Source organism: Bradyrhizobium sp. AUGA SZCCT0222, from assembly GCF_018130205.1.
GTDB lineage: Bacteria > Pseudomonadota > Alphaproteobacteria > Rhizobiales > Xanthobacteraceae > Bradyrhizobium.
The window spans coordinates 83,235-96,862 of the sequence record NZ_JAFCLX010000006.1; the positions used below are offsets into that span (position 1 = coordinate 83,235).

The 13,628-nt window shown below is 63.6% G+C and carries 14 protein-coding genes; 11 read left to right on the forward strand and 3 right to left on the reverse strand.

Features of this window, described 5'->3' with window-relative positions; genetic code table 11:
• Nucleotides 1-81 precede the first annotated feature (81 nt).
• Together JQ629_RS07090 and JQ629_RS07095 are read right to left on the reverse strand one after the other, a co-directional pair.
• On the reverse strand, nt 82-1,860 hold the full coding sequence (locus JQ629_RS07090) for a glucan ABC transporter ATP-binding protein/ permease (protein WP_212412063.1): 1,779 nt from the start codon (nt 1,858-1,860) through the stop codon (nt 82-84).
• A gap of 92 nt (nt 1,861-1,952) precedes the next feature.
• Nucleotides 1,953-3,017: an ABC transporter substrate-binding protein gene (locus tag JQ629_RS07095; RefSeq protein WP_212412064.1), complete on the reverse strand. Its 1,065-nt coding sequence runs from the start codon at nt 3,015-3,017 to the stop codon at nt 1,953-1,955.
• A gap of 255 nt (nt 3,018-3,272) precedes the next feature.
• Between JQ629_RS07095 and JQ629_RS07100 the strand changes: the two genes are divergently transcribed.
• From JQ629_RS07100 to JQ629_RS07120, 5 genes are all read left to right on the forward strand, one after another.
• Complete coding sequence (locus tag JQ629_RS07100) at nt 3,273-3,701, forward strand: hypothetical protein (RefSeq protein ID WP_212265184.1); 429 nt, start codon at nt 3,273-3,275, stop codon at nt 3,699-3,701.
• A gap of 139 nt (nt 3,702-3,840) precedes the next feature.
• A complete protein-coding gene (gene hisE / locus JQ629_RS07105) occupies nt 3,841-4,284 on the forward strand; it encodes a phosphoribosyl-ATP diphosphatase (protein ID WP_212412065.1) in 444 nt (147 codons plus the stop codon).
• Nucleotides 4,285-4,329: 45 nt separating this feature from the next.
• Nucleotides 4,330-4,929 carry a YqaA family protein gene (locus JQ629_RS07110; RefSeq protein ID WP_212265182.1) on the forward strand — a complete coding sequence of 200 codons (600 nt, stop codon included), beginning with the start codon at nt 4,330-4,332 and terminating at the stop codon, nt 4,927-4,929.
• Nucleotides 4,930-4,997: 68 nt separating this feature from the next.
• On the forward strand, nt 4,998-5,597 hold the full coding sequence (locus JQ629_RS07115) for a hypothetical protein (protein ID WP_502752531.1): 600 nt from the start codon (nt 4,998-5,000) through the stop codon (nt 5,595-5,597).
• Nucleotides 5,598-5,927: 330 nt separating this feature from the next.
• Nucleotides 5,928-6,896 (forward strand): NAD(P)H-dependent flavin oxidoreductase, encoded by a 969-nt coding sequence (locus tag JQ629_RS07120; protein ID WP_212265181.1) that lies wholly within the window; start codon nt 5,928-5,930, stop codon nt 6,894-6,896.
• 183 nt (nt 6,897-7,079) lie between these two features.
• Here JQ629_RS07120 and JQ629_RS07125 read toward each other — a convergent pair whose 3' ends face one another.
• On the reverse strand, nt 7,080-8,564 hold the full coding sequence (locus tag JQ629_RS07125) for an aldehyde dehydrogenase family protein (protein WP_212412066.1): 1,485 nt from the start codon (nt 8,562-8,564) through the stop codon (nt 7,080-7,082).
• Nucleotides 8,565-8,678: 114 nt separating this feature from the next.
• On the opposite strand from JQ629_RS07125, the gene JQ629_RS07130 reads away from it, so the two are divergent.
• The 6 genes from JQ629_RS07130 (at nt 8,679) to minE (ending at nt 13,497) form a co-directional block, all read left to right on the forward strand.
• Nucleotides 8,679-9,767 (forward strand): substrate-binding domain-containing protein, encoded by a 1,089-nt coding sequence (locus JQ629_RS07130; protein WP_212412067.1) that lies wholly within the window; start codon nt 8,679-8,681, stop codon nt 9,765-9,767.
• 46 nt (nt 9,768-9,813) lie between these two features.
• A complete protein-coding gene (locus JQ629_RS07135) occupies nt 9,814-10,548 on the forward strand; it encodes an SDR family NAD(P)-dependent oxidoreductase (RefSeq protein WP_212412068.1) in 735 nt (244 codons plus the stop codon).
• A gap of 118 nt (nt 10,549-10,666) precedes the next feature.
• Nucleotides 10,667-11,440, forward strand: coding sequence for a thioesterase family protein (locus JQ629_RS07140; RefSeq protein ID WP_212412069.1), 774 nt, complete (start codon nt 10,667-10,669; stop codon nt 11,438-11,440).
• Nucleotides 11,441-11,658: 218 nt separating this feature from the next.
• Nucleotides 11,659-12,366 carry a septum site-determining protein MinC gene (minC, locus tag JQ629_RS07145; RefSeq protein WP_212412070.1) on the forward strand — a complete coding sequence of 236 codons (708 nt, stop codon included), beginning with the start codon at nt 11,659-11,661 and terminating at the stop codon, nt 12,364-12,366.
• A gap of 19 nt (nt 12,367-12,385) precedes the next feature.
• The gene (gene minD, locus JQ629_RS07150) at nt 12,386-13,201 is read left to right on the forward strand and encodes a septum site-determining protein MinD (RefSeq protein ID WP_192735279.1); all 816 of its coding nucleotides are present in this window, start codon (nt 12,386-12,388) and stop codon (nt 13,199-13,201) included.
• Nucleotides 13,198-13,497 (forward strand): cell division topological specificity factor MinE, encoded by a 300-nt coding sequence (gene minE / locus JQ629_RS07155; protein WP_212036347.1) that lies wholly within the window; start codon nt 13,198-13,200, stop codon nt 13,495-13,497. Before minD ends, minE begins: the two co-directional genes overlap by 4 nt.
• Nucleotides 13,498-13,628 lie beyond the last annotated feature (131 nt).

The window sequence follows — 13,628 nt, forward strand, 5'->3', positions numbered from 1 at the left end:
AGAACAGAGGCCGGGCAATTAAATCGTGGACGAAAAGGCGCAATTTCGCCGATAATTCAATGCGGATGGCGCAGGGGCGGGCTATTGTGCCTCAATGCTGGCCCGCGCGTCGGCCTGCACCATGAACTGGGCCCGCGCGAGTTCCGCGAAGCGGCCGCCTTTGGCCACCAGTTCATCGAAAGTTCCGCTTTCGATCACGTGGCCGTTGTCGAACACCAGGATGCGCGTCGCGTTGCGGATGGTCGAAAGCCGGTGCGCGATCACGAAGGTGGTGCGGCCCTTCATCACTTCGTCGAGAGCGGCGTTGACTTTTGCCTCGGTGACCGCGTCGAGCGCGCTGGTGGCCTCGTCGAGGATCAGGATCGGCGGGTCCTTCAACAGCGCGCGCGCGATCGACAGCCGTTGCCGTTCGCCGCCGGACAGCATGCGGCCACGCTCGCCGGCATGGGTCTCGAATTTCTTGTCGCTGCGTTCGATGAATTCGAGCGCCTGCGCCCGCGACGCCGCGATGCGCATTTCCTCTTCAGTGGCGTCCGGTTTGCCGACGCGCAGATTGTCGGCGAGCGAGCGGTTGAACAGCAGCGCCTCCTGGAACACCACGCCGATATTCCGCCGCAGCGCCGTCAGCTTCAGGGCGCGGATATCCATGCCGTCAATCTTGATGATGCCGGACTGCGGATCGAACGCGCGATGCAGCAGCGCGATCGCCGTCGATTTGCCGGCGCCGGTCGGGCCGACCAGCGCGATGGTCTGGCCGGGCAAGGCGGTGAAGGAAAGATCCTCGATCGCGGGCCGCTTGCCGTCATAGGAGAACGAGACGTCGTTGAATTCGACCAGGCCCGAGAGCCGCCCGGTGTCGACGGCGCCGGGCCGGTCGCGCACCGCGGGCACGGCGTCCAGCACGTCGAAGAATTCCTGCAGGCGCGGCGCTTCCATGAACACGCTGTTGATGAAGCTCACCACCTGTTCGAGCTTCTGGATCAGCATGGTCGCGAAAGAAACGAACATCACGATCTCGCCGACCGTGGTCAGCCCCTGCTGGTGCAGATAGATGCCGACGGTGAAGATCGCGAGCACGGTGATGGTGGTGGAGGCGCGGGTGATCACGGTGACCAGCGCCCACCAGCCGAGCACCGGCATCTGCACCGCGAGCAGCTTGTCGGCGACGTAGCGCAGGCCCTGCACCTCGGCGTCGATGCGCACGAAGCTCTGCACCAGCGCGACGTTGCCGAGCGCGTCGGAAGCGCGCGCAGAGAGGTTTGAGTAATGCTCCTCCACCTCGCTCTGCATGCCATAGGTCTTGCGCACCACCAGCGTGGTCAGCACCGTGAATATCACGCACAGCAGGAACAACAGGATCGCCATCCGCCAGTTGATGTAGAGCGACAGCGGCAGCAGCACCACCAGCGACATGATCGCGGCAAAATGTTCGCGGAAGAATCCGAGCCAGAGCCGCCACAGTGAATCCGTGCCGTTCAGCATCACCTTCATCAACCGCCCGGAATGGGTGCCGGTGTGGAAGGTCAGTGGCAGCTGCATGATGTGTTCGAAATAGTCGGTCAGCACCGCCTGGCGCTGGCGGTGCGCCAGCTTGTCGGCATGGAGCGCGACGAGGGCGCTGCAGGCGATGGTGAACAGTCCGAACGCGACCCAGGCCCCCAGCAGCGGCCAGGCCCCTGACGACGACAGCGGACCCGGCGCCGCCTTGCCGGAGAGCACGTCGATGATCTTGCCGAACAGCACGGGCTCGGCGAATTGCGCGCCGGCCAGCAGCAGATTGGCGCCGGCCAGAATCCAGCCCAGCCGCGCCTCCTTGCCGAGCAGCTCGAGCACGCGGGTGTAAAGGCGAATCATGGACATGCCGCAAGCACTGGAGGGGCAACGGGGCGATCAGTCGAGCCGCATTCTAATCAGGGATCGCCGCCGAGAACCAGCGTCCGCGCGACTTTTACTCAATTGATCAGCCGGCCGTTGACCGGGGGCAGGAACTGGTCGTCGAAAATATCAGCTGCTACCGGCCGCTTCTGGAATTTGAAGCCTTCCGCGAGCTGATCGATCGACCGCTCGAACCTCGCAACATCGATGCCGCCGATGCCGTTGCGCCTGACCTCGCCGGTCAGGATATTGTCGCGCAGGATGGCGCTCAGCCGTTCGAGCTCCAGATCGCGCGAGCCGCCGTCCATGCGGTTGACGATCTCGGTCACTGCGGCCGCGGGGTCCTTGACGGCCAGGTGCGTGCCGCCGATCACCGCCCGCACAAATCCCTTCACGGCTTCCGGCTTGGCCGCCGCCAGCGCCGGGTTGACGACAATGGCGAAACCATAGGCGTCGCAGCCATAGTCGGCGAATTTCAAGACCGCCAGATCGTCGGCCGGCACGCCACGGTCTTTCAGGTTGATCGCCGACAGATAGGAAAATCCGGTGACGGCATCGATCTGGCCCGCCGACAGCATCGGCTCGCGCACCGCGGCGCTGATATTGCTTTGCTTGACGCTCGCGATCTTGATGCCGTTCTGCTTCGCCACCGCCGGCCATAGCCGGATCGAAAGATCGCCCTCGGCGACGCCGAGATTCTTGCCTTCGATGTCCGACAGCGCCCGGACGCCGCGGCTCTTGCGGGCGATGATGGCGTAGGGTGCCTTGTTGAACAGCACGAACACCGCCTTGACCGGCGGGACGCCCTGCTTGTCCTTGTCGCGAAAGCGCACCAGCGCGTTGATGTCGACCAGCGCGAAATCGCTGGTGCCCGCTGCGACGCGCGCGATCGCATCCGGCGATCCGCTGGCGATGTTGATGGTGACGGCGAGCCCCTCGGCGGTGAACAGGCCGCCGGTGGCCGCCATCACGAACGGCGCGTCCGTCGCATCGATCGGCCGGTCGAGCGAGAACTGGATCGCGAGCGGCGGCCGTGGTTCGTCCGCGGCAAGGCTCGGCCCCGCACCAAAGCACACCACTCCGCAAAGGCCTGCAAGCGAGGCCAGCATCGAGCGAAGGGCGTTGGTTCGGCGTGCACGCATAGAGCTTACGTCACTGGGAGATGGGACAAGTTGCCGCGTGGGCCATTGTTGGATCGCAGGTCTGTTTCAGGACAAGAACACCGGCATTACAAGCCTTAAACGCAGGCATTCTGTCGCATCCAACGTGAACGGGCGATGACTGCCACGATTTGGCCAGAGATCGTTCAGCTTGCATTTGGTTTGGGGAACCTAATATCCGCTCGGTGGTTAGCAATTCGAGGCCTGTCAGGCCAAGCTCCCACGGAGGATATTGAGATGTTTGCACGATCAGGAGTGTTTTCATCGATCGGCCGCGCCGGCGCGGTGGCGACGGTTGTCGCGGTAGCGCTGACGGCCTACCAGCCGTCGGCAGCTTTCGCAGGCTCCGCGCCCGCCAAGGGCGTAACGGCCACGACCGGCACCAGCGACGCGACGGACTTCAGCTCGCGCGGCAGGAGATATTATGGCGGCGGTGGCGCTGCGGCGGCTGCGGCCTTCGCCGGCATCGTCGGCACCGGTATCGCGATTGCGGCCACCCAGAACCGCCGAGCTTATTACGGTGACAGCTATGGTTATTACGACGGCGGCCCGGCCTATTACGCTGCTCCCCCGGCCTATTACGGCGGCGGCCCGTACTACGGCGGTGGCTATTACGGCGGCGGTAACCAGTACTATGGCGGCTACAAGAATCCCAACGCCTGGTAATTCCAACGCCTTGTAATTGCGCGCGTTGCTAAGGCCGCTGTTAAACACGAATCCACCGGCCGCACCGGCCGGTGGATTTTTTTTGGTTGTCAAGTCGGCCGTTAACACGCTGGCCACGGCTTTCGATTAGGTTTGAGGGATGAGTGATTCGCTCGAACGGCTCTATCAGGCGGTGCTCGCGGCCAGGGATCTCGATCCGGCAATTTCGCGAACGGCGCGGCTGTTTCAGCGCGGCCCGGCCAAGATGGCCAAGAAGCTGGCCGAGGAAGCCATCGAAGTCGTGATCGACGCCGTCAACGGCGACACTGATGCGGTGGTCCGCGAGAGTGCTGATCTACTCTACAACCTGACCGTTCTGTGGGCGGCCGCCGGCGTCAAGCCCGAGGATGTCTGGCGCGAGATGGCGCGGCGCGAGCTGATGCTCGGCATCGCCGAGAAGCTGCCGAAATCGACGGTCAAGGCGCCCAAAGCGCTTCGTGACAAGGAGGCCTCCGCCAAGGCGTTACCCAAAGCGGTGACACCACCTGCGGTTCGGCGGCGAATTGTCGCGCTGGAAGGCCGCAGCCTGCGAAAGCGGCACTAAATCTTCCAAAATTCAGTCGTTTGCCGGCATGGACAAATCCGCTCCATGATGGTTCATGCGGCCATGCTTAAACGATCTTACGACTGGTTCATCGGCGCCGCCGACAAGCCCTACGCGCTCTGGATTTTGGCGGCGGTATCGTTCGCTGAAAGCTCCTTCTTCCCGATCCCTCCCGACGTCATGCTGCTGCCGATGTCGCTGGCGCGGCCGAAGCGGGCATGGTGGTTCGCGACCGTGTGCACGATCGCCTCGGTGGCCGGCGGCGTGGTCGGATACGCGATCGGCGCGTTGCTCTACGACTCGGTCGGGCAGTGGCTGATCAACGTCTATGGTCTCAGCGGCAAGGTCGAAGCGTTCCGGCAGTCCTATGCCGAATGGGGCGCGCTGATCATTATCGGCAAGGGGCTGACCCCGATCCCCTACAAGCTTGTCACGATCACGTCAGGGTTCGCCGGCTACAATATCTGGCTGTTCATCCTGTGCTCGATCATCGCGCGGGGCGGCCGGTTCTTCGTGGTCGCGATCCTGCTCAACCGTTACGGCGACCTCATTCGCAGCGAGCTGGAAAAGCGCCTCGGCCTCTGGGTTGCGATCGGCGCCGCGGTGCTGGTGCTCGGGTTCGTCATCGCGGTCAAATTGGTCTGACCTGCGCGCGGGGCGACTTGCCGGCCCAAAGGCTTCAGAACATGCACGCTTCAGGCTACGCTCGCTCCATGCCTGATCGAATCGGCCATCTTTTCAAGTCATTCGGGACGGCGTTCGCGGCCGCTTGCCTCGCGCTGTCGATGCTGGCGCTCGCCTCGGACGTCGGCTGGTCGCAAGGCGCGTCTCAGCCCTCGCTCGGCGTGCAGTCACCGGCCCAGCAGCCGGTGCCGCAAGGACCGGCGCCGCAGCAGATCGAACCGCCGCCGCAGCCGGAAAATCCCGGCCTGATCAATGAAATCGGCAAGCTGCTCGAGAAGTCCAAATCGATGCTGCCGAGCCTGAAGAGCCCGGGCGAGACCGACCCCAACACCCGCGCCAAGGATACTGCAAGGGATGCTGCAAAGGATACCGGCGACAGCCGGTCGAACCTGGCGCTTCCGTCGATCATGGTCACAGGACGCGCGGCCTGCCTGGTGTCGGCCAATGGCGCGCCGGACTGCAAGGCGGGGGCCGACAGACTGTGCCAGACCAAGGGTTACAGGGAAGGCAAGAGCCTCGACACCGACGCGGCCGAGAAATGCTCGCCGAAAGTGTTCATCCCGGGCCGCAAGCGCGAACCGGGCGACTGCAAGACCGAAAATTACGTGACGCGCGCGATATGCCAATAGCGTATGATGCGGACCCGCAGGGCCGCGTCTAGAGCGTTTTCCAGCGAAGTGGACATCGGTTCGCGTGAAGAAAACGCGTCAAAACAAGAATCTAGAGCCCCGTTCCGATTCCATCGGAACGGAAAAGGCTCTAGCGCAAAGCGGGCGCCGGTTTTCCCTCGGGACAAACTCGGGAGCGTTTGCCCGGAGATCATGCGCAAAAAAATAGCGCCAAAACGCAATACTTGACACTGGAAAGATTGCCTTGTTGGTATGACGTCTGGCATCTCTTGAGGCACCTCTCGGGTTATGCCCATGCCAGTTCCGGAACACGCATAAGGATTGCTTCGAATGTCCATGCCTGCCTTGTTCAAGGGCCGTCTGTCGATCCCCGTCATCGCTGCGCCGCTGTTCATCATTTCCGTGCCTGATCTCGTGATCGCGCAGTGCAAGGCGGGTGTGGTCGGATCGTTTCCGGCGCTGAACGCGCGGCCGCCGGCGCTGCTCGACGAATGGCTGGCGCGGATCAAGGAAGAACTCGCGGCGCACGACAAGGCGCACCCGGAAGCTCCCTCGGCGCCGTTCGCGGTGAACCAGATCGTGCACAAGTCGAACAACCGGCTCGATCAGGATCTGGCGCTTTGCGAAAAGCACAAGGTGCCGATGATGATCACCTCGCTCGGTGCGCGCGAAGAGCTCAACCAGGCCGCGCATGGCTGGGGCTGCATCGTGTTCCACGACGTCATCAACCAGAAATTCGCGCACAAGGCGGTTGAGAAGGGCGCCGATGGCCTGGTCCTGGTGTCGGCGGGCGCCGGCGGCCATGCCGGCGAAATCTCGCCATTGGCCTTCGTGGCCGAGACCAGGCAATGGTTCGACGGTCCGATCGCATTGTCGGGCGCGATTGCCAACGGCCGGGCCATTCGCGCGGCACGCATACTGGGTGCCGACTTCGCCTATATCGGCTCGGCCTTCATCGCCACGGCGGAGGCCAATGCGGTGGAAGGCTACAAGCAGATGATCACGGCCTCAGGCGCGGAAGACATCGTCTATTCCAACCTGTTCACCGGCGTGCACGGCAACTATCTGAAGCCGTCGATCGTCGCCGCCGGCATGGATCCCGACAATCTGCCGACCTCGGATCCGTCCAAGATGAGTTTCGGCACGGATGCTTCGGGTGAGCGCGCCAAGCCGAAGGCCTGGAAGGAAATCTGGGGCAGTGGCCAGGGCGTCGGCAGCGTGGAAAAAATTCTGCCAGCGGCCGAACTGATCGCAAGGTTCAAGAAGGAATACGCAGAGGCGATCGATCCGCCGCTGTGACCTTCCTTCTCCCCTTGTGGGAGAAGGTGCCTTCGCGCAGCGAAGGCGGATGAGGGGTCTCTATCCTCATCTTCGAACCCTACGGCGAGGAAAGAACCCCTCACCCGTCCGCGATGCTCCGCATCGCGTCCACCCTCTCCCACAAGGGGAGAGGGGAAGAACGCGATGCTCTCGCGTAGAGCATCACACGTTCAGATTCATCCACACCGCTTTCGGCTCGGTAAAATTCTCGATCGCGGCTGAGCCGTGTTCGCGGCCGAAACCGGAATCGCGCACGCCACCCCATGGCAACCGCACGTCGGTATAGCCATAGGTGTTGATCCAGACCGTTCCGGCCTTTGCATTCTTCGCGAAACGCTGCACCCGCCCGATGTCGCGGCTCCACACCCCGGCCGCGAGGCTGTAGGCGGTGCCGTTGGCGATCCGCAGCGCATCGGCTTCATCTCTGAACTTGATGACGCTGACCACCGGGCCGAAAATTTCCTCCTGCGAGATGCGCATCTCGTGTTCGACATTGGCGAACACGGCGGGGCTGATGAAATAGCCGCTGGTGCCGACGCGTGTCCCGCCGGTGGTCAGCAGCGCGCCTTCCCTTTGGCCGATATCGACATAATCGAGGATGCTCTTCATCTGCTTTTCGGAAATCACCGGACCCAGCGCCGTGGCGCGATCACCGGGATCGCCGATGCGGATCGACTGGGCGCGTTGCGTCAGCCGTTCGACCACTTCATCGTAGACTTTCTCATGGACCAGCACGCGGGAGCCTGCCGAGCACACCTGCCCGGCGTTGAAGAAGATTCCTGAAGCCGCGGCCTTGCTGGCGGCCTCGATATCGGCGTCGTCGAAGATCACGTTGGCGGACTTGCCGCCGAGTTCGAGCGACACCCGTTTGAAGTTGCCGGCGGCACCGCGCAGGATGCCGCGGCCGACGCCTGGCGAGCCCGTGAACGTGACCTTGTCGACATCAGGATGATTGACCAAGGCGTCGCCGACGACCCGGCCGGGGCCGGTCACGATGTTGAGCACGCCCGGTGGCAGGCCGGCTTCCAGCGCCAGTTCGCCGATCCGCAGCGCCGACAGCGAGGTCAGTTCGGCGGGCTTCATCACGATGGTGCAGCCACAGGCGAGCGCGGGCGCCAGTTTCCACATCCCGATCATCAGTGGAAAATTCCAGGGAACGATCGCCGCGACCACGCCGACCGGCTCGCGCACCGTGTAGGTCAGCGCATCGTCCCGCGTCGAGATCACCTCGCCGTGGATCTTGTCGGCCCAGCCCGCGTAGTAGGTCAGCGTGTCGATGGCGGCCGGAAGGTCCTGCCGCAGCACGCCTGAGATCGGCTTGCCGGCATCCAGGCTTTCGAGTGCTGCGATTTCGTCGGAATGCTTCTTCATCAGTTCTGCAAGACGGAGCAGGATCTGCCCGCGCTCGGAGGCGCGCATGCTGCGCCAGGGGCCTTCGAAGGCCCGGCGGGCCGCGGCGACGGCGCGATCGACATCGGCCTCGTTGCCTTCGGCCACGGTGGCAATGACCTGTTCGGTGGCCGGATTGAGCGTCTTGAAGGTGCGCCCGGAGATCGACGGCACGTGCTGGCCGTCGATCAGCAGCAACCGGGGCCTGGCGGCCGCGATCGCAGGCGCCGTCGCGGTGTAATCATATGCAATGGACATCATATTTCCTCCGTTTCTGTATCTCAAACTAGGAGGATATTCGGTGCAGTAAATATGATATGATCTGCCTATGGACCGCGAAAATATGCAGTCGACTTCATAGGTTGAGCGCCAATGCACCACATCGAGATCGAAACCGTCTGGCGATTTCACAAGGAGGGCAGCCCGCAGACAGCCGTGGTGATGCTCGGAATTCTCAACGAGATCCGTAAAACCGGAAAACTCACCAGCGCGGCCACGCACGCCCAACTGTCCTATCGCCATGTCTGGAATCTGGTCGAGCAATGGTCGGATTTCTTCGGCGTGCCGCTGGTCGAGACCCAGCGCGGCAAGGGCACGACGCTGACCGCGTTCGGCGAAAAGCTGGTCTGGGCCGGCGAGCGGATGCAGGCGCGTCTCGGCCCGCAGCTTGAAAACCTCGCGCAGGAGCTCGCGACCGAGATCAAGCCCTTCCTGCACCAGCGTCCGTCCGTGATCCGCGTTCACGCCAGCCATGGCTTTGCGGTCTCGAAACTGCGCGAACTGCTCGACCGCGAACCCGGGATCGGCGTCGATCTGCGCTATGTCAGCAACCAGAATTCGCTGCTGTCGCTGGCGCAGGGCGCCTGCGATCTCTCCGGCGTGCATCTGCCGCGCGGCGAGTTGCGGGCACAGGGCATCCGGGCCTGCAAGGAATGGCTCGATCCGCGCGAAGACCGCGTCATCAGTTTCGTGACGCGCGAAATGGGGCTGATGGTCAAACCGGGCAACCCGCTCAAAATTGCATCCATCAAGGATATCGTTGATAGCAAGGCGCGCTTCGTGAACCGCGATCATGATTCCGGAACGCGGCTGCTGTTCGATCAGTTGCTTATCCTGCACAGGATCGACGAAGCGAAAATCAACGGCGCCCAGCAGATGGAATTCACCCACGCGGCGGTCGCCGCCTACGTCGCCAGCGGCATGGCCGATGTCAGTTTTGGCGTCGAGGCGGCCGCACGGCAGTTCGGGCTCGATTTCATCCGGTTGCTGACCGAGGATTATTTCTTCGTCTGCAAGCGCGCATTTCTGGAGACCGAGCCGATGCGGCGCGTCATCGACATCATGAAGGGCCGCGAGTTCCAGCGCGAGGTGGCGAGCCTGCCCGGTTATGTCGCGACCGACACCGGTACGGTCAGCAACGTCAAGGCGTTCTTGGAGAGCGTGGCTAGCGGCGCGGCGTGAGAATGATATCGTTACGCCCATCCATGCTTTGCGACGGACGGGACCGATGACGAAACAGGACTTAAGCGCGCGTGTCGCGCTGGTGACGGGCGGCTCGCGCGGCATCGGCGCCGCCATTGCGATGACGCTCGCCGAACTCGGGGCCGCAACCGCGGTGAATTATCGCGAGCGGGCGGATGATGCGGAAGCGGTCGTCGCCAAAATCAAGGCTAGTGGTGGCCGCGCCATCGCCGTTGCCGCCGATGTGTCGCAGGCCGACTCCGTCGCTAAAATGGTCGAACAGGTCGCCCGCGACCTCGGCCCGATCGATATCCTCGTCAACAATGCCGGCATCGCGATCGTGCGCAGCGTCGACGAACTTTCCGAGGCCGATTTCGACCGCACCATCACGGTCAATCTGAAGTCGGTATTCCTGTGCACGCAAGCCGTGCTGCCGATGATGCGGGCGCGTAAATGGGGCCGCATCGTCAACATCTCCTCCGGTGCCGCGCGCGGCGCCGGCGCGATCGGCCCGCACTACAACGCCTCCAAGGCCGGCATGGAGGGACTGACGCGAGGGTACGCGGCGCGGCTGGTGAAGGAGGGGATCACGGTCAACAATGTGGCGCCGTCGCTGATCGAAACCGACATGATGCGCGGCCGCACCGATCTTGCGCGCAATATTCCGCTGGGCCGAATGGGGCAACCTGCGGAAGTGGCGCAGGCCGTCGCGATGGTGCTCGGCAACGACTACATGACCGGCCAGACCATCATCCTCAACGGCGGCATGGCCTTCATTTGACGCGAGGCGTGGGTGCGTTGCGTGCTAATGGCGCACAGGGGTCTGTGCCGCCGAGCCCTCGACTTGCGCGAGCGGAGCGGGCAGAAAAGCGCTTTCCTTCTCAAGGGATCATTGATTGATGGACGCTATCTTTCGCGTGGACGGCAACAGCGTCCTCACCAGCCCCCACGCGGCGGGGCCGTGGGATCCGAGCATGCAGCACGGCTCACCGCCGGCGGCGTTGGTGGTCTGGGCGGCGGAAGCGTTGCCGACGCCGGTACCGATGCGGATCGCGCGCGTGACGGTGGATCTGATGCGACCGGTGCCGGTCGCGCCGCTGACGATCGAGACCGAGATTCTGCGCGAAGGCCGCAAGATCCAGCTCTGCGCGGTAAAACTTCGCGCCAACGGCGTCGTCGTGGTCGCCGCCACTGTTTTGAAGATCAAGCTGCAGGCCAACGAATTGCCGCCGGAGGCGGACATCGAACAGGTCACGCTGCCGGGACCGGAGCAGTCGCGGGTCGAGCCCGCGGATTTTTCTTCCAGCCCGTTCGTGACCGGCATGTCGCTGCGCGCCGCCCGCGGCCGGTTCGGCGTGCCGGGTCCGGGCGCGATCTGGTATCGCGTCGATCGCCCGATCGTCGAAGGGGCGGCGGTGTCTCAGGCAATGCGCGCGATGGTGGCCGCGGATTTCTGCAACGGCACTTCGGCGGTGCTGGATTTCCGGCAATGGACGTTTCTCAATGCCGACCTCACGGTCAATTTCGCGCGCCAGCCGGTCGGCGACTGGATGCTGCTCGACGCCGAATCCTGGATCGGCCCCGACGGAGCGGGCCTCGCGATGGCGCGGCTCGCCGACAGCAGCGGCTATTTCGGCCGCGCCGTCCAGAGCCTGGTGATCGAGCGGCGTTGACGCGAGGGCGATCGGGTTGTCAGCCGATCCGGCCCGGCACAAACCGATCAAATTGCCACCACTTTTGCTAACCGCCACCGCTCATTGTAACTTCGGGTAGCTCTCGTGTCGCTCTTCTGGCGCCACGCGGCCGCTGAATGAGTTGTCATAATTAATCACTCATTAACCAAATCAGTCCCATCCTTAATTATTCAGTAACCAGGAATGGGTGGACCACCATGCAGGCAACAGCGGGGGCAACGCGACAATTGGTTCGCATGCGGGGCCGCTCGTATGTCGCCTTCGTGTTCACGCCGGAGATTCCGATTCTCGGCTGGCTCGAGGAGATCGATGCGACACTGGCGCGTTCGCCCGGCTTCTTCGTCGGCAAGCCTGTCGTGCTCGACCTGGCGGCGCTGGACCTCAGCCGCGCGGCCATCACCCACCTCGTCAATAATCTGGAAGAACGCAACATCCGCGTGCTGGGGATCGAGGGCGTGGATGCCGAGAAGCTCACGACCAGCATGCCGCCGCTGCTGACCGGCGGTCGTTCCTGCGTCATCACGCGAACCGAGCCTGTGGAAAAGCCCGAAGAAAAGGTCGAGGCCAAGCCGAAGCCGAACTCACTGCTGCTCGACAGCCCGGTCCGCTCCGGCCAGTCGATCGTCTTCACCGATGGCGACGTCACCGTGCTGGGCTCGGTAGGCTCAGGCGCGGAAATCGTCGCCGGCGGATCGATCCATGTTTACGGCACGCTGCGCGGCCGGGCGATGGCCGGCGTCAACGGCAATTCGTCGGCCAGGATTTACTGCCAGAAGATCGAGGCGGAACTGCTCGCCATCGACGGCTACTACCAGACTGCTGAAGAAATCGACGCCTCGCTGCGGAATCGCCCGGCCCAGGCCTGGCTGCAAGGCGACACCATGAAAATTACACCGCTGAATTAATCGGCTACGGAGATCAATTATGGCAAAGGTCCTGGTCGTTACATCAGGCAAGGGCGGCGTTGGAAAGACGACGTCCACGGCCGCGCTCGGTGCGGCGCTGGCCCAGGCCGGCGAGAAGGTCGTCGTCATCGACTTCGACGTCGGCCTGCGCAACCTCGATCTGGTGATGGGCGCGGAACGGCGCGTGGTGTTCGACCTCATCAACGTGGTGCAGGGCGTCGCCAAGCTTCAGCAGGCGCTGATCCGCGACAAGCGCCTGGAGAATCTGTGGTTACTGCCAGCTTCCCAGACCAGGGACAAGGACGCGCTGACCGACGAAGGCGTCGGCCGGGTCATCGCTGAGCTGCGGACCAAGTTCGACTGGATCCTGTGCGACAGTCCCGCAGGCATCGAACGCGGCGCGATGCTGGCGATGCGTTATGCGGACGAAGCCGTGATCGTCACCAACCCGGAAGTCTCCTCGGTGCGCGACTCCGACCGCATCATCGGGATGCTCGATTCGAAGACCGTCAAGGCGGAGCAGGGCGAGCGGGTGACCAAGCACATCCTGATCACAAGGTTCGATCCGGTGCGCGCGGCGCGCGGCGAGATGCTCAGCATCGATGACATCCTCGAAATTCTCGCAACCCCGCTGCTCGGCATCATCCCCGAGAGCCAGGATGTGCTTCGCGCCTCGAATGTCGGCTCTCCCGTCACCCTGAACAATGTGGCCAGTGCGCCGGCCCGCGCCTATACCGACGCGGTCCGCCGCCTGATGGGCGAAACCGTCGACATGGTCGTCCCGGCCGAACGCAGGGGATTTATGAACCGATTGCTCGGACGGAGGGCGGCATGAGTATGAATCTGCTTCGCCTGTTCAGCGGCCGCAAGGCAACCGCCCCGGTGGCGCGGGAGCGGCTGCAGATTCTGCTGGCGCACGAGCGCGGCCTGCGCGGTCAACCGGACCTGCTGGCGACGCTGCGCGAGGAGATCCTCGCCGTGGTTTCGCGGCACATCCAGCTCGATCCTGACAAGGTCACGGTCAAGCTTGACCGCGGCCCGGCCGTGTCGACGCTGGAAGTCGATATCGAAGTGCCGAATAATTTCGAGAAGACCAAGGCTCACGCTGAGAGGCGAGCAGGGGCGGCTTGATACCGCCATGAGGCCGGGCGATGGCGCTGCGGCGGGGAGCGCCGTTCCCCGCTTGCCGTGAAGCCGGCCGTCCAACGCTGGCCATGTCACCAACGAATTTCCGGCTGCTGGCCGGAAAATGGCGGGATGTG